This window comes from Scytonema hankhaensis NUACC26, assembly GCF_045865695.1.
Lineage (GTDB): Bacteria > Cyanobacteriota > Cyanobacteriia > Cyanobacteriales > Nostocaceae > Scytonema.
This window is the reverse complement of record NZ_BAACAP010000223.1, coordinates 47,154-64,093: the sequence shown is the minus strand read 5'-3', so window position 1 is coordinate 64,093 and position 16,940 is coordinate 47,154. Positions and strand designations below refer to the sequence as shown.

Here is a 16,940-nt window from a genome sequence, read left to right as displayed (position 1 = left end):
CTACTGAATTTTATCATGATGAAGGATAGTACCTTAAGAATTTAGTACCAGATAGTAATCATGTATATTGAAAAGCTGCACGTACAAAATTTTAGAGGATTGAGGGAAGTTATCTTAAATTTCCCTCAATCCAATTTAATTGTATTAATTGGCATCAACGGTGCAGGAAAGTCATCGATTCTAGATTGCATAGCGATAATGCTAGCTCAATTTGTAGCTAGACTTCGCAAGAGCAGAAAAGTAGAAGTGCGGCTGACAGAAAATGATATAAATATTCATTCTGATTTTACTGCTAATACTATAACTATTGTTACAGAAGAGCAAGAAAGATTATCTTGGACAATGGTTCAAGAATTTGAACACAAACAACAAAATTTAAGCAACTATAATGAAATTAATAACTATATAAAACAATTACAAGAAAATTTACAATACAATCCTAGCTTGAATTTACCAGTAATGGTCTATTATCAAACACATAGAATGGTTTTGAAAAATCCTTATACCTTTAGTACCAAGAGCGACAGTAAAATTAAAAAAGAAGCACATTATTAGTTTTATGCTTATGAAAAAGCTTTCTCTACTGGAGTCAATGATTTTCAGGATTTTTTTGATTGGTTTAAAGAAGAGGAGGATTATGAGAATGAAATTAGATTAAGAGAAAATCGGGATTATAGAAACTTAAAATTAGAAATTGTAAGAAGAGCTATTATTGAATTTTTAGAAAGATTTTCTAACAGTCATTTTTCTAATTTACGAGTAGTTAGATCGACAATAGAAAGGGATTTAAATTTTAGTCAAATTTCTAGTTACTCCCCTCGCCCTTGCCTCGTCGTAAGTTTCCTCGTCAAGAAAGGGATTTAAATTTTAGTCAAATTTCTAGTTACCCTTCATTGATTATTACAAAAAATTCTCAGGATTTAAGGTTAGAGAAACTCTCAGATGGTGAAAAGATGTTACTGATGCTAGTCACTGACTTAGCAAGACGATTGGCGATCGCTAATCCAAGTTCTAATGACGCCCTGAAACCATCAATTGCTGAATTCGCTACTTGTTGCCATTTCTATTACATGAAACCCGTTCGCGGGATTGAAACGTGCAACTGATGACTTAGATAATTACGAAGATCCTAAACTTTCTATTACATGAAACCCGTTCGCGGGATTGAAACTAGCAAGTGCGTTAGCTAAAGAAATTGCACTTTCATCTTTCTATTACATGAAACCCGTTCGCGGGATTGAAACTATAAGTTTTATCAAGGATTCTCAAAACAGCTTGAATCTTTCTATTACATGAAACCCGTTCGCGGGATTGAAACCCTCAGTCATTGCTATGATACGGATGATGGCAGGTTAAATGGTGTGATATTTTACTATTTATACTTTTTCAAACATCCTCTCCTTCGACAAGTGCATATTGAAAGTCATTTGATAGTAAACTGACTCAAGTTGATTGAGTATAAGCAGTATGCGGCGTGACCCCATTTTTTATCAGATGTTTCAGAGATTCCCCCAATTGCTCTTTGACTTGATTGGTGACCGACCGAATAACGCACAAGAGTATCGGTTTGATTGTGTCGCGGTTAAGGAACCGAAGTTCGAGATTGATGGGGTATTTCTGCCACCAGATTCGGAACCGGGAACCGTTTATTTCTGTGAGGTTCAGTTTCAAAAGGATGAGGAACTCTACGAACGGTTGTTTGGTGAATCATTGTTATATTTTTACCGCAATTGCAATCAGTTTGACGATTGGCAAGCAGTAGTCATTTACCCATCACGCAGTATCGAACAGAGCAAAGTCTATCCCCATCGTTCGCTGCTCAATGGCGAACAAGTGCATCGAATTTACCTTGATGAGTTAACAGATGTGCGCTCACTACCTGTAACGGTAGCAGCAACGGTATTGACAATCACACCAGAAGCTCAAGCCCCAGAATTGGCACGGCAATTGCTTTCGCGAACCGAGCAAGAGGAGTTTACAGCCAGAGAACGAGGGAACATCATCGATATTATTACTTCTATAATGGTCTATAAGTTTGCCAATATAAGTCAAGCGGAGATTAGGGCAATGCTAGGACTGGATTTGACTCAAGAGCCACGGGCAATTCGGGAAGCGAAGGAAGAAGGACGAGTTGAAGGACGAGTTGAAGGACGAGTTGAAGGACGAGTTGTGGAAGCACTCGCGCTGATTACTCGACTGTTAACGCGCCGATTGGGACTTGAACTTTCTGATGAGATGCGCTCGCTGCTCTCTACACTCCCGCTTTCGGTACTCGAAGACCTCAGCGAAGCCCTGCTAGATTTCACCACTCTAGCGGATTTGGAACACTTTTTAGCAGAACATCTTGAACCAAAAATTGTGGATTAAGCGGAATATTTAATCTCCAAGGATTGAATAACTGCTTCATCGCACGGCTGTTTGACGATGCTAGCCATCTTATGCTTGGTAAACTCGACAGCAAAACATAATAACCTTATGATATTGTTAATGGTCTGCCAAATTTTTTGGCAGGGCAAAGCACCGGCAAAAACCTCCCATCTCCTGCCAAAACGTCAGAACCTAGACAAAGCAATAGTTTCGGCATTTGAGTTATGAGCACAGAGTAGGTTCGCGAAAGCTAGAATGGACTTTTAAAACAGTCCCGCCAAAAATGGTTGTGGAGGCGGGTCTATTGTTAGCTTTCGTAGGCTGCCCTTTCTATTGAATGAAACCCGCTTGCGGGATTGAAACTAGTCAATGGGCTAACATGGGTGGGATTCTTGTCTTTCTATTGAATGAAACCCGCTTGCGGGATTGAAACAAGCGCAAAATGACGACACTTTTTATGAATCTTGGCTTTCTATTGAATGAAACCCGCTTGCGGGATTGAAACGCGTCATTCCTATATTCATTTTTATCTCAAGCACGCTTTCTATTGAATGAAACCCGCTTGCGGGATTGAAACAAATGGATCGCCATTGCTCAACTGTCCAGCGACGGTTCTTTCTATTGAATGAAACCCGCTTGCGGGATTGAAACAACTACCCGTCCTATCATCTGTGTTCCGACCTGCCTTTCTATTGAATGAAACCCGCTTGCGGGATTGAAACGGATTGCTTGGAATTGCAACTTGATCATAGTCAAACTTTCTATTGAATGAAACCCGCTTGCGGGATTGAAACTACCAATATGGAACTCACAATTACAGCTATGAGAAACTTTCTATTGAATGAAACCCGCTTGCGGGATTGAAACTTGTCCGCATTTAACCCCAACAGCCGTCAGCTAACCCCGCACTTTCTATTGAATGAAACCCGCTTGCGGGATTGAAACGAATTCCTAATTTTGGAAGCGAGAGTGCTAGTCAGTTTGCTTTCTATTGAATGAAACCCGCTTGCGGGATTGAAACACAGTGCTTGTTGCAGTATCTGATGCTGAGATTGAACTTTCTATTGAATGAAACCCGCTTGCGGGATTGAAACGGGAGAAGATAACAAACTGCAAATTGTCGATCCTCGTGACGCTTTCTATTGAATGAAACCCGCTTGCGGGATTGAAACGATTATTATCAATGACCGTATGCAGCGCGATCGCATCTTTCTATTGAATGAAACCCGCTTGCGGGATTGAAACAACTGAAATTACCTTCGATCGCCTTTGGGCGTTGCCTTTCTATTGAATGAAACCCGCTTGCGGGATTGAAACCTCCTAATTTTCACCAAATAATTACCTACTACGTCATCTTTCTATTGAATGAAACCCGCTTGCGGGATTGAAACTTAGTCAATGAAGCAATCGCTTCTAATTATCCCTGGTTGCTTTCTATTGAATGAAACCCGCTTGCGGGATTGAAACAAGTCACATTGTTCGACTTGCTTCCTTTTGAGATAGGCCTTTCTATTGAATGAAACCCGCTTGCGGGATTGAAACCTTTATCCGGAATATCGCTCAAATTATTATTTGCTACTTTCTATTGAATGAAACCCGCTTGCGGGATTGAAACAGGTATTTTATCCTGGTTACAAAGCGTTATCTCGTCTTTCTATTGAATGAAACCCGCTTGCGGGATTGAAACTTGTTGGATTACAGGCATTCTACGTTTTTGTCATTAACTTTCTATTGAATGAAACCCGCTTGCGGGATTGAAACTTCTGTCTAGCACCTCCTCTACTTTTTTCTCTACACTTTCTATTGAATGAAACCCGCTTGCGGGATTGAAACGTGAAATGGCAACCGAATCCCATCACGCCGCTTATTTCTTTCTATTGAATGAAACCCGCTTGCGGGATTGAAACTTAAGAGCTTTCTCGGTCAATAAAAACTTTAAAGTGACTTTCTATTGAATGAAACCCGCTTGCGGGATTGAAACAAAACTTGCGGGTCAGACGCAGGCGCGATTCGCAAATTGCTTTCTATTGAATGAAACCCGCTTGCGGGATTGAAACGAGAAGCTCGTATCAGCCGGGAAACTAGGCGTAGTTCTTTCTATTGAATGAAACCCGCTTGCGGGATTGAAACAAATATTTGCCCTGAGCGGGGTTGAACCGCTCCACACTTTCTATTGAATGAAACCCGCTTGCGGGATTGAAACAGACTGAGAAGCTGGGGGACAGAACAACAAATGCGATTCTTTCTATTGAATGAAACCCGCTTGCGGGATTGAAACAGTACCACCCGTTGGCGAGCGGAGCGTCTAGATCGGCTCTTTCTATTGAATGAAACCCGCTTGCGGGATTGAAACGCGTGAGTGATTGGGAAAATTTGGATCTAGATATACTTTCTATTGAATGAAACCCGCTTGCGGGATTGAAACAGTGCTTTCCGCGCAACTTCATATGAGGCACTGACTTTCTATTGAATGAAACCCGCTTGCGGGATTGAAACGTAGCACCCACGCTGGAATGAAACTGCTGCTGCACCCTTTCTATTGAATGAAACCCGCTTGCGGGATTGAAACTTTTAGATCTTATTAAACAAGATATCGGAACTGCTGCTTTCTATTGAATGAAACCCGCTTGCGGGATTGAAACCACAAATTACCCTTTCAGGATTAAACAATTTAAACTTTCTATTGAATGAAACCCGCTTGCGGGATTGAAACACGAAGATTGGGAAATGGAAAAAATTGAACGAGAAGACTTTCTATTGAATGAAACCCGCTTGCGGGATTGAAACATGCAATGTTCATACACTACTTTAGAAATTGGAAATTCTTTCTATTGAATGAAACCCGCTTGCGGGATTGAAACAGGAATAGCGGAAGATATTTATCTTTCCCTATCCCCCGCTTTCTATTGAATGAAACCCGCTTGCGGGATTGAAACATTAAACCGTTCTGCAATGCACAGAACGGTTTTTTCTTTCTATTGAATGAAACCCGCTTGCGGGATTGAAACTTTCGAGAGCAATATGCTACAGCCTCTACTTTAACTTTCTATTGAATGAAACCCGCTTGCGGGATTGAAACATAATCCTACACTTCCGCCATTAAATCTCTGTGAGCTTTCTATTGAATGAAACCCGCTTGCGGGATTGAAACTGGAGGGGTCTTTTTACAAAATCGACCCTCACACAGTTCTTTCTATTGAATGAAACCCGCTTGCGGGATTGAAACCAGCAACCAAAGCACAAACCACGGCGGACACCGCTCCTTTCTATTGAATGAAACCCGCTTGCGGGATTGAAACTAGGCTGAACAGCCATAAAGAAAAAGTGACTCGGCCTGCTTTCTATTGAATGAAACCCGCTTGCGGGATTGAAACCACACAAAGCGCGATCGCTTTGTTGTATTGTTTTTTTCTTTCTATTGAATGAAACCCGCTTGCGGGATTGAAACAAGTACCATTTAAATTAAGAAATCATAGGGAGAAACGACTTTCTATTGAATGAAACCCGCTTGCGGGATTGAAACTTTTCATTAGCTAACATTTCTACGATGGCTTGAGCTTTCTATTGAATGAAACCCGCTTGCGGGATTGAAACCCGACATCTGCTGAAATACAAGCTGCCATTCAAACTTTCTATTGAATGAAACCCGCTTGCGGGATTGAAACTTAATGTTTTCAGGAGTTACGTCTTTTAAACCGACTTCTTTCTATTGAATGAAACCCGCTTGCGGGATTGAAACCAATACATGGATGGGCTGCACCAGCATATCAAACTTTCTATTAAATGAAACCCGCTTGCGGGATTAAAACGCGAATTTAGAAGTTCTTCCGATTACGAATTGCTGACGGACGAGCTTTGTGGTGAGCACGGAGCATAACAACGCCATCGGCAAACTCTGGAAAGATTCTACCTTCTGCCTTCATGCACTAGGGCGTGTTTTCAAACTCGTTGTATTCTGAAATAGGAGGCGCTCGCATTGTTGTAATCATGAACCGAGGGGACTTCAGCAACGAACAGTGGGAGAGGTAAAAATTATTACTACCATCCCAAAAGCCCAGAACTCTTAAGCCAAATAAAGACCACCGGATAGTTATCAATGGCATCCTATGGATATTGAGAACTGGAGCACCGTGGCGAGACTTGCCAGAACGTTATGGTCCGTGGGAAAGTGTCGCAACAAGGTTTGATCGATGGCAAAAAGCGGGAATTTGGAACCAAATTCTAGAACGGCTACAAGCGATTGCCTCCGGCACGCTACGCGAACGCAGACCAAGAAGGAAAATTGGATTGGGAGGTTCACTACGTGGACGGAACAGTCATACGCGCCCACCAGCATGCTGCAGGTGGAAAAAAGGGGGCGAAGAAGATGAAAAATTAGGGCGTTCTCGTGGTGGTTTCAGTACGAAAATACACATACGCTGTGAGGGACAAGGTAAACCGATAACTTTTATTCTCAGTCCTGGACAAAGAAACGAGTCAATTTTTCTTGAACAATTGATGGAACAAGGTGCGGTCAAGCGTTCTGGGCGTGGTCGTCCACGTTTACGCCCTTTACGCTTAGTCGGCGACAAAGGGTACACAGGTCGTCGCATCCGTAATTACCTTCGTCGCCGTGGTATCCGTTTAACCATTCCACGGCTCTCAAATGAACCCCGTCGCGGTCCTAAAGCCTTTGAAATCTACCGTCAACGCAACGTTGTTGAACGTACTATCAACAGGCTCAAACAATTTCGCCGCATCGCTACCCGATATGAAAAGCTTGCAGCAAACTATACAGCTATGATAACGATCGCCTCCATTATTCTCTGGTTATAGTTTGAAAACACGCCCTAGTTGCATCTGTTGACAATTTTTCCCATATCTTCTGATATTCTTTCTTCATCTCATCAGCCAACTGTTGCGGGCTGAGAATTTGAACATTTTCTCCATATTTCAAAATACGCTGACGAAACCAAAACCAATAATCTATCGTGGCTTCGATATCACGAAATTTCTCTTCCAAATCGCTGCAAACAATGACTTCATCTTTGCGTCGGGGTTTGTAGTTGGCTAATTGTCCGCTCGTGCGATAACGTACTTTCAACGTGGGAAAGTTACATGATGACCAAGCTACATTAGATGCAGCACCAACACTGACTATTCTATCAAGGCGAAAGATATGATTCTGGTCTATGTTGGGCCAATAGTCAAAACGCTTAGAACGCCAGTCAGGTCTAAATGCAAACAGGTAAAGAACACCATCGTGTAATCGCAACTCCGAACGATCAATATCCCAGATTCTCCCTTCTCCTGGTTTGCTTTGATAGCGAATTGTGTAGCGACACTGTTGCTGAAAGCGTTCTTGGAGTTCGCGGACAATGTTATCTAAATTGCGATCGCTATAATCAACAGGAGGACTAAAATCTAGCTTAACAAACGCTGGAATGTCCGATTCTGAAAGGTTACTAATGCGTTGAATCTGGCTAGCTTGAGCCGAAAAGCCCATATCAGAAAGGAAATAAGCAGCTATGGCTAGGGCTTCTCGCTGTTCGTTAGACAATAGTAAGGGAAATTTGGATTCGACGAGTTCGTAAGGGCTGTGAGTTCCGCTTCTAATTTCGATACCGCAATCCCTCAGCTTGCGAATTGCGCGGGTGAGTTTTTGCTTAACATCGGCATTATCTATAGATTGACCCTGTTGTTCGAGAAAGATTGATAGTAAATCTGTAAGTTCGTCGCGTCGTCGTGGTTTTTCGGCTAGAAGTCTGAGGATTTCTAGAGCAAAGGCAAGCTGGTTGTTACTTGCATCCACTTTGGGCGGCATTGTTTGAAAGCGTTTTACGTATTTGACTCTACTAGTGTTCCCAGAATTTTTCGATTGTAGTCAAAAAATGATAACAACATTTCCAAAACTGGTATTAAACTTGGTTCAAAGGAAATACAGGGAAGCAAATGAAGCTTTTTTTACAACCCCTCTACTCTCAGCTTAACCCAGGAGTTGAGAATTGTCCGGTTGGGTGTACTTCTGAATGCATTGTCACTCAACAGGCTCCCAATCTGCAACCACCACCGGGATGTGTTTGTCCCTTGTCATCGCATCAAGCAAAAACTTATAAGGAAATTATACACGGAGATGCAGATATTATTTGCAATAAATCGGCAACTGGTGATGGTAAGTCCTTGGCTGCAAATTTACCGGGACTCATCAACCCTGATTTCCGCATCATGGCTTTGTATCCCACTATCGAACTTGTGGAAGACCAAGCCGAACAGCAAAAGCACTACAACAGCCTATTCAATTTAGATGCTTCTCAACGGGTTGACCGTCTGTTTGGTGCGGAATTAAATAGACGGGTTAAGCAAGCAGATAAGAGTGACAAGTTTCAAGAATTGTTATTGGCGATTTATCAAAAGCCTGTTTTGCTGACCAACCCTGATATTTTTCATTACATGACTCACTTTCAATACCGTAACCCGGCTTATGGTAGCGCTCAATTACCATTGACGTTGGCTGAATGGCCTGATTTATGGGTGTTTGACGAATTTCCTATTTTTGGCAGTCATCAAGAAACCGCTGCTTTAAATAGTTTGGCTTTCATTCGTCGCAGCCAAGAAAACCTACCTCGTCCCAGACGGTTTTTGTTCACTTCAGCAACACCAAAACCCGATTTTATCGAACAACTCCGCAAAGCTAACTTCAAGGTGGCTTCGGTTGAGGGGGTTTATGCAAGTGAGGAAACACCTGGATTTCGACAAATTCTGCAACCTGTGGAGTTGGAGTTTGTGGAATTACCAAAGGATAAAGACACCCAGACATGGTTAGAGGAGATGATTCCGACTCTTCAGCAAATTCTGAATGCGGAGTCAAAAGCGAGAGGCTTGATTATTGTGAATTCGGTGGCGAAAGCCGGTCAGGTCACTCGTTTACTACAAGCTTTGTTACCAGGGGTGATTGTTCGAGAAATTAGCGGACGGGTTGACCGACAGCAAAGATTGCAGGTGCAAAACGACTTGAAAGATTCCAGCCAACCAGTTCTGGTGGTCGGTACTTCTGCAGTTGATGTTGGAGTTGATTTTAAAATTCACTTGTTGATTTTTGAAAGTAGCGACTCTGCAACAGTGATGCAGCGTTTGGGACGTTTGGGGAGACATCCCGGTTTTAATACGTATAGGGCTTTTCTTTTGATTCCCGGTCATACTCCTTGGATTGTGGCACGACTGCAAGAAAAACTGAATCCCAATGAAACAGTAACACGGGATACTTTAGCAGATGCGATCGCTTATGCATTTGACCCACCCAAGGAATTTCAAAAATACCGTCAGCGTTGGGGTACATTGCAAGCCCAGGGAATGTTGTCCCGGATGATGCAAGAGAATAAGAAAGTCAGCGAACAAGTTCGTAGTCGCATGACAGAAGACTTGCAGCGTATTTACTCGCAAGATTTTGCCTCAGCCTACAAACAATGGTTTGCAATGCAAAACAATCCGGTTGGTAAAGCAACCCAAAAAGAACTTTTACGCTTCCGAGGAGGTTCAACGCTACAAGCCGCCGTTTGGGATGGCAATAATTTCTATACTTATGACCTATTGCGACTTTTACCTTATGCACGAGTTGAAATCATTAATCGGGAAACCTTTTTAAATGCAGTTCTTCAGACAGGAAGAGGTGAAGAAGAATTTCCCGATGAATTTATCAATGTTTACCTTCGCATTCAAGAATGGTTGGATAAGCGAGTGGATAATATTAGCTTGCACTGCAACCGGAACAGCAGCGAGTTACCAGTTAGCGAACTCTATTTAATAGATAAGTTAAGTTTAGTTGGAGATTTGCAAGCTGATGTTGTGAAGTGTTTGCACCACAAAAAATTACTCACTTTTCTAGTTCCAGTCAACAAAAATAAACTTAGCAGTCATTGGGAAGTAAGCCGCACTCTTAACCTCAGCCCATTATTTGGTTTATATCGTTTGGTTGATGCTAGCGAACAAGCTTATGCTTGTGCATTTCATCAAGATGCTTTACTTTTAGAAGCTTTAAAGTGGCAATTAAAAAAATTTACCAGCACTCGATTTGAATCTTCCATCTTTTGATTTTTATCACTAACAACTGTACGAGCGCAAGGCATTGCGCCCCTACTATCTACTAACAACCCTTTCATGTCTACCCTTCTTCAAACACTGCTCATCGAAACTTTACCAGAAGATACAGACCCAATTTTGCGTTTGTATATCGAGAAGCTACTACCACCACTAGAACGTGAATTTCGTTTCATTTCAGCTTTAGGCGGTTCTTACGAAGCACATTACCAACTATTATCTCAGCTTGGCGACTCCTATGCTCGAGAAAAAGCTCAAAGTTGGTCGAGTCGTGCAGACCAAAATTTATTGGTTCACGTTCTGAATGGCTTACTCACTGCTTGGAACATCAGTAAATATTTATCTCAACCCCTATCAAATGTTGAAAAATATTTACTTTGTTTGGGATTAACTCTGCATGACTATAACAAGTATTGTAACGGACAAGGAGAAGAAACACCAAAACAGTGGCAAGTCGAAGAAATTATTGATTTATGCCGCGATTTAGGAGAAAAACTTGAATTTCAATCATTTTGGTCTAAATGGCAAGACTATCTACCAGAAATTGCTTACTTGGCACAAAATACCCAAAATAAAGCTAGCACAAATATTTACCCTGCTAACTGGCCTGTTCCTAAAATTAAAGACCGCCGACGTTTAGAAATTCCCTTGCGTCGTCTGCTTGCTTTTGGCGATATTGCAGTGCATTTCAGCGATCCAGCAGACATAGACACACAAACAGGAGGACAAAGACTGCGCGAACAATTGCGATTTTTAAATATTAACAAAAATTTGGTTTATCATCGCTTACGAGATACTGTAGGTATCCTCAGTAATGGTATTCACAACTCCACAATTCAGTTTGCTAAAGAACTCAATTGGGAACCAATTCTGTTCTTTGCTCAAGGGGTTATTTATCTAGCACCACCAGATAATGAAACTCCAGAGATTCCCGAACTTCAAGAATTTATTTGGACTCAAGTCAGTGGAGTCTTAGCTCATAAAATGATGGGAGGAGATATTGGGTTTAAGCGAGATGGAAAAGGTTTAAAAGTTGCACCGCAAACATTGGAATTATTCTCTCCAGCAGAACTTATTCCCAAACTACCGCGAGTCATTGAGGTTAAAGTCGCAAATAGTAAAGACCCCGCAACACCCAAACGTTTGGAGAAGTTATCTTTAACTGATACCGAACGAGAATTTCTCAGCAAAGGTGCAGATATTCGAGCCGATCGCATTGCTGAATTTATTTTTCTAACCCAAAAAGAGTTTTTTGGTGAGTCTCCAGAATATATAAACTGGATGCTCAATACTTTAGGAATTAGTAACAAAATATCACCAGAACAAACACAAGTTCAAGCAGGAGGTGTAAATTATGGATGGTATCATGCGGCTGCTTATTATATTGCGAATCATACCACTTTAAAACCAGAAGATATATCGGACTCTATTGAAAGATGGGCAGAAGATTTAGCAAATTGGGCAATTGAAAATAACTTACTCTCTTCACATTCAAGTCCTATCCGCAAGATTTTCTATGATTACTTAAACCAGTATCTAGAAGTCAAAGGATGGGATAGCGATCGCACTTCATTTGACACTGAATTTACAGCCTATGCCAATGCGAAAACAAAGGTAGCAAAACAACCTATTTGTTCGTTAAGTTCTGGTGAATTCACCTCTGAAGACCAAATGGATTCTGTGGTTTTATTTAAGCCACAACAATATAGCAATAAAAACCCTCTTGGAGGGAGACAAATCAAACGAGGTATTTCTAAAATCTGGGCTTTGGAAATGTTACTTAGACAAGCTTTTTGGTCAGTACCAGCAGGAAAGTTAGAGGAACAACAACCCGTCTTTTTATATATCTTTCCTGCTTATGTCTATTCTCCTCAAACAGCTGCTGCTATTAAGTTATTAGTCAACAACATGAAGTTTATTAATCTCTGGGATGTCCGCAAGCAGTGGCTAGAGAATAAGATGAGCATCCATGCTTTGCAATCCGTCACATGGTTAAGTGATGAAGCCAATTTAGGACGTTTTGACAAAGATAAATATGCTAGAGAAGATTTGCCTTTTATGGCAATGAACTACACGACAACACGAGGAAAAACACTCACTGATGCATGGGTACAACCTGCTTTTCTTGCTTTATCGCTTTCCATATTATTAGGAGTCAAGGTTATAGCAACCAGTAGTTCCGTTCCACTTTATGACAGCGATTGTGATTTTAAAGAATCAATAGTTCTCGATGCACCAGCGTCATTTTGGAATTTACTTGGATTATCTAATTCTTTGCGAATTCAAGATTTTCAAAATGCAATGCAGCGACTGTTGATTGCATACAGCCTACATTTAGACACTCGTAGTTCTCCACCAGATGCTAAATGGAGAGATTTGATTAAAACAGTTCGGGAGGTGACAACGAATGTACTCAATATTTTTTGTCTAGCAGCAGAGGGTTTACGACGAGATAAACGAGATATACCCAGTCAAGAAGAAGTTAAGCGCTATTGGCAATATGCTCAAATCTGGGTAAAACAAGATGATTTCAAACAAAATGGATGTGTTTTTCTCATGAAGTTAATTGAAAAGCTAGTGCAGCAATATCGCGTGTTTTATCAAGCAAATTTAGGTGAATCTAGTCATACAATATTACTTCCCTTATCAAAAGCTTTGGAAATGATTTTATCAGTTCCTCAGCAGGTTGATGTCGATGATTTAATTTTGCAAGCTTCCGGACAAATTCAAGATGCTTTAGGGCGTCAGGAGGTTTATAAACGTCCTTTAATGATGAATAGATCGGTGGAAAAAACTAAAAGAGAGGAGCAAGAATTAATGGCAATTCATGCTTTTATGACTACTTGTGTTCGCGAACTTTTTCTTGGGATTTATAAAGGCGATCGCGCTTTGTTACAAGAAAATCGCAATCGGATTAAATCTGGAGCAGAATTTGCTTATCGGTGGTTGGCTTTGCAAGAAAAATCTACTAAGGTGTCTTAGGTTTTTTAATTAATAATTAACCGCAGATGAACGCAGATGCACGCGGATGAGTTTTTGAGTTTTGTCTTAATATATAAGGAGCAGGATCGTGAGCGTTTTTACAACTTTGAAGTCTGAATTTCAATCTGCATTTCCCCGTTTAGCATCTGGAAAGTATATCCATTTTATCTTGTTACGTCACAGTCAATCGTTCCCTATATTTCAAACAGATGGAATCCTTAACACTGCACGCACGCAAGCGGGTTTGGGTAATACAGATGAAAGCAAAAAACAAATTAGTCGTTTGGTGATGTTTAAGCGCAAACAAACGACTCCTGAAAGACTTGCTGGACGGGAATTACTCCGTGGTTTGAGTTTGACTAGCGCGGATGAAGCAAATAAGGATAAGCACTGTGAATATAATGGTGAGAAATCCTGTAAAAAATGCCCGGATTGTATTATCTATGGATTTGCGATCGGTGACAGTGGTTCCGAACGTTCTAAAGTTTACTCTGATTCGGCTTTTTCTTTGAGTGCTTACGAAGAGTCCCATCGTAGTTTTACATTCAATGCACCCTTTGAAGGTGGAACGATGAGTGAAGCTGGGGAAATGCGAAGCAGTATCAACGAGTTGGATCACGTGATTCCAGAGGCGACATTCCCCACAGTGGAAACGCTTCGTGACTCTACTTATGAAGGCTTTATCTATGTTTTGGGTAACTTACTTCGTACTAAAAGATACGGTGCTCAAGAATCGCGCACGGGAACAATGCGAAATTACATTGGTGGAATTGTTTTTGGTGATGGTGAAATTTTTAGTAATTTACATTTTACTCAAGCGCTTTACGATGCTTTAAAAGGAGATATCGATACTCCTATTAGTGATGTTTTACAGCAAGTAGAGACAGTGGCGAATAATTTATTGAATGATGAGCCTGTACGGAAAACCAAGTTAATTTTTGGTTCGCAATTAGATGATTTAGTCGGTGAAGTTAATGCTCTATACCAAGATGAGGCTCGCTTGGTGGAAACTATGACTGCATTATATGGGCAAACTAAAGCTTATGCAGAGTCTTTTGGAGCTTTGAAAAAGAAAGGTAAGTAACCCAATTTGGATTACCCCCCTTAATCCCCCCTTGTAAAGGGGGGAAATGGAAAATCTAATTCCCTCCTCACAAGTTACCTACGTGCTTAATTTGGTTAGCTTGTAAAGGGGGGAAATAGAAAATCTAATTCCCTCCCCTTAGAAAGGGGAGGGTTAGGGTGGGGTAAAACCCATGCAAAAATCCACAATGATATTATTATGGCTTTATACCACTGCACTTTGACGCTACACGATAATGTTTTCTTCGCCACTAGGGAAATGGGAATTCTCTATGAAACTGAGAAATATTTACACAATTGGGGGCTAAGTTTTGCACTGTTTTCTATTAATTACATTCCCCAACCCTATCGTTTACAAGGAGAACTAGCACAAAAACCTACATATTTAGATGCAAGTGCCGAACAAAATCTTCTACATCTCAATCAAGCCGGAATTTATGTATTCCCCGCTCAACCTATCAATTGGTCTTATCAAATTAATACCTTTAAAGCTGCTCAAGTTGGCTATTATGGTAAGTCAAAACAGTTTGGCGATAAAGGTGCTGAGAAAAATTACCCAATTAATTACGGAAGGGCTAAAGAATTGGCTGTAGGCAGTCAATATCGCACTTATATTGTTGCTCCAGAAACTATCAAAATTCCTCGGTGGATACGGTTGGGAAAATGGGCAGCCAAAATTAGAGTTGAAGTCATTAAACTTCCCGAACAAATCATGCGATCGCAATCTGGAGATTACACCTGTTTGCATCCTTTAAATCCCTTAGATTTATCAAATGAGACTCGACTGTTACTTTACAACCGGATTGTTATGCCTCCCGTGAGTTTGGTAAGTCAAGCACAATTACGGGGTGAGTATGTATTTGCCAAGAAGAATGATGAAGTGAAAAAGAAGGATTGGGATGCTTTTAAAGCAACATTAACAGCAGAACAATATCAGCAATTACCTGAAGAAATTTATTTACCAAAGGTCACTTTTTATGGAGCAAGAAATGTCGTTGCAACAGCATAAGTTTACTACATTACATTCTATTGTTGTCGAACTTGCAGCAGCAGATGTAGGAGAAATCCCCCCGACTTTATCTCGTGCATTGCATGCGCTAGTAGTTAAGTGGTTAGCAGCAGCAAATCCATCTGTAGCGGAAGCCGTTCATGCAAGTCAAAGTTCGCCATTGACGATTTCAGGTTTGTTGGGAAATCGCCGTCAGGGTGGGGTGCGTGTAGGAGATTACTTTTATTTTCGGATTAGTTTATTGGATGGTGGTTTGGTTGAACCATTGATGCGGGGATTTGAACTGTCAGAGAATCAATCTTTGGTGTTGGGAGATTTCCCGTTTGTACTGCGGAATATGTACGCTTTACCAGGAACGCATCACCTAGCTGGTGCGGCTGATTACGCGCTGCTGTCACACCCAGCCCCAGTTTTAACGGATATCGAGATGCATTTTCTGTCTCCCACTAGCTTTAAGCAAAATCAAAGCGTGCAGACTTTTCCCTTACCTGAATTGGTGTTTAACTCACTGCATAGGCGGTGGAATGTTTTTGCACTAGAACAATACCAACTTCCGGCTTGTGAATGGAATGCTGTAGTCACAGGTTACGAACTGAAAACCTACGCACTCAAGATGGAAGGAGGTGCGGAAGTTGGGGCGCAAGGCTGGATACGCTATCGATTTAATTGTGCTGAAACGGCTCGAATTGCAACAATTTTGGCAAATTTTGCCTTCTTTGCAGGTGTAGGACGTAAAACTGCTATGGGAATGGGACAGACACAGTTAGGCAATTCACAATTCAAAATTCACAATCCAAGAACTCAAAGTTATAAAAAACCTCGTAGAAAGGCTAACGCGAAATGAACGAACAATTTTATCTTCCCCTCGCTTATCTAAATGCTTGGGAATATTGTCCGCGTCGCTTTTTTCTGGAATACGAACTAGGAGAAAATGCTGACAACGAGCATATTATCATTGGTCGTCACTTACACCGCAATGTTGATGATGAGGGGAAATCTGTGGAAGGTGACAAAGTGGTTTATCGACATCAATGGGTGTGGAGCGATCGCACCCTCATCAATGGCATTATCGATGCAGTAGAGGAAAAAGACAACCAGTTAGTGCCGTTGGAATTTAAAAAAGGACGCATGGCAAACCACTTGAACGACCATTTTCAACTGTGTGGTGCGGCTATGTGTTTGGAAGAACGTACAGGAAGTACCATTCCTTACGGAGAAATTTTTTACTATGCCAACCGTCGTCGCGAGCGTATCCATTTTACACCCGAATTGCGGTTAGCAACAGAACAAGCAATTCAAGCAGCGAGGTCAGCCATTGGAGGTGCAATGCCACCACCGATTGACAATGCGAAAAAGTGTCAGGATTGCAGCTTGCAGAAAATTTGTTTGCCCAAAGAAATCAAAAAACTACGCCTTGAGGTATAAA

General features: G+C 41.2%; 10 protein-coding genes, 1 pseudogene and 1 CRISPR repeat array. Of the genes and pseudogenes, 10 read left to right on the top strand and 1 reads right to left on the bottom strand.

The window, feature by feature from the left end:
- The first annotated feature begins 60 nt into the window (after positions 1 to 60).
- The 4 genes and pseudogenes from ACKTT2_RS31750 to ACKTT2_RS31735 form a co-directional block, all read left to right on the top strand.
- Positions 61 to 555: an AAA family ATPase gene (locus ACKTT2_RS31750; RefSeq protein WP_407894252.1), complete on the top strand. Its 495-nt coding sequence runs from the start codon at positions 61 to 63 to the stop codon at positions 553 to 555.
- 269 nt (positions 556 to 824) lie between these two features.
- On the top strand, positions 825 to 1,106 hold the full coding sequence (locus ACKTT2_RS31745) for a hypothetical protein (RefSeq protein WP_407894250.1): 282 nt from the start codon (positions 825 to 827) through the stop codon (positions 1,104 to 1,106).
- 361 nt (positions 1,107 to 1,467) lie between these two features.
- Entirely contained in the window at positions 1,468 to 2,367 is a 900-nt protein-coding gene (locus tag ACKTT2_RS31740; RefSeq protein WP_407894248.1) for an Rpn family recombination-promoting nuclease/putative transposase, read from the top strand.
- Between the two features lie 325 nt (positions 2,368 to 2,692).
- Positions 2,693 to 6,176: direct repeats of the CRISPR family, unit length 37 nt; unit sequence CTTTCTATTGAATGAAACCCGCTTGCGGGATTGAAAC.
- Between the two features lie 238 nt (positions 6,177 to 6,414).
- Positions 6,415 to 7,182, top strand: a pseudogene (locus ACKTT2_RS31735) (IS5 family transposase); the annotation flags it as partial.
- On the opposite strand, the gene ACKTT2_RS31730 reads toward ACKTT2_RS31735, so the two are convergent.
- Positions 7,166 to 8,170, bottom strand: a complete 1,005-nt coding sequence (locus ACKTT2_RS31730) for a helix-turn-helix transcriptional regulator (protein ID WP_407894246.1) — start codon at positions 8,168 to 8,170, stop codon at positions 7,166 to 7,168. The pseudogene ACKTT2_RS31735 and the gene ACKTT2_RS31730 overlap by 17 nt on opposite strands.
- A 128-nt stretch (positions 8,171 to 8,298) precedes the next feature.
- Here ACKTT2_RS31730 and cas3 point away from each other — a divergent pair, with 128 nt between their 5' ends.
- From cas3 to cas4, 6 genes are all read left to right on the top strand, one after another.
- The gene (gene cas3, locus ACKTT2_RS31725; protein WP_407894244.1) at positions 8,299 to 10,434 is read left to right on the top strand and encodes a type I-D CRISPR-associated helicase Cas3'; all 2,136 of its coding nucleotides are present in this window, start codon (positions 8,299 to 8,301) and stop codon (positions 10,432 to 10,434) included.
- 66 nt (positions 10,435 to 10,500) lie between these two features.
- Positions 10,501 to 13,422 carry a type I-D CRISPR-associated protein Cas10d/Csc3 gene (cas10d, locus tag ACKTT2_RS31720; RefSeq protein WP_407894241.1) on the top strand — a complete coding sequence of 974 codons (2,922 nt, stop codon included), beginning with the start codon at positions 10,501 to 10,503 and terminating at the stop codon, positions 13,420 to 13,422.
- 88 nt (positions 13,423 to 13,510) lie between these two features.
- Positions 13,511 to 14,506, top strand: a complete 996-nt coding sequence (gene cas7d / locus ACKTT2_RS31715; RefSeq protein WP_407894239.1) for a type I-D CRISPR-associated protein Cas7/Csc2 — start codon at positions 13,511 to 13,513, stop codon at positions 14,504 to 14,506.
- A gap of 198 nt (positions 14,507 to 14,704) precedes the next feature.
- Positions 14,705 to 15,514: a type I-D CRISPR-associated protein Cas5/Csc1 gene (cas5d, locus tag ACKTT2_RS31710; protein ID WP_407894237.1), complete on the top strand. Its 810-nt coding sequence runs from the start codon at positions 14,705 to 14,707 to the stop codon at positions 15,512 to 15,514.
- A complete protein-coding gene (cas6, locus tag ACKTT2_RS31705) occupies positions 15,483 to 16,358 on the top strand; it encodes a CRISPR system precrRNA processing endoribonuclease RAMP protein Cas6 (protein WP_407894235.1) in 876 nt (291 codons plus the stop codon). Before cas5d ends, cas6 begins: the two co-directional genes overlap by 32 nt.
- The gene (cas4, locus tag ACKTT2_RS31700; protein WP_407894233.1) at positions 16,355 to 16,939 is read left to right on the top strand and encodes a CRISPR-associated protein Cas4; all 585 of its coding nucleotides are present in this window, start codon (positions 16,355 to 16,357) and stop codon (positions 16,937 to 16,939) included. The genes cas6 and cas4 overlap by 4 nt, the downstream gene beginning before the upstream one ends.
- Position 16,940: the final 1 nt, after the last annotated feature.

Bases quoted from the DNA above. Each gene is read 5' to 3' on its own strand.
- cas5d (WP_407894237.1), top strand. From the start codon at position 14,705: ATGGCTTTATACCACTGCACTTTGACGCTACACGATAATGTTTTCTTC.
- ACKTT2_RS31730 (WP_407894246.1), bottom strand. From the start codon at position 8,170: ATGCCGCCCAAAGTGGATGCAAGTAACAACCAGCTTGCCTTTGCTCTA.
- ACKTT2_RS31750 (WP_407894252.1), top strand. From the start codon at position 61: ATGTATATTGAAAAGCTGCACGTACAAAATTTTAGAGGATTGAGGGAA.
- cas10d (WP_407894241.1), top strand. From the start codon at position 10,501: ATGTCTACCCTTCTTCAAACACTGCTCATCGAAACTTTACCAGAAGAT.
- cas3 (WP_407894244.1), top strand. From the start codon at position 8,299: ATGAAGCTTTTTTTACAACCCCTCTACTCTCAGCTTAACCCAGGAGTT.
- cas6 (WP_407894235.1), top strand. From the start codon at position 15,483: ATGGAGCAAGAAATGTCGTTGCAACAGCATAAGTTTACTACATTACAT.
- cas4 (WP_407894233.1), top strand. From the start codon at position 16,355: ATGAACGAACAATTTTATCTTCCCCTCGCTTATCTAAATGCTTGGGAA.
- ACKTT2_RS31740 (WP_407894248.1), top strand. From the start codon at position 1,468: ATGCGGCGTGACCCCATTTTTTATCAGATGTTTCAGAGATTCCCCCAA.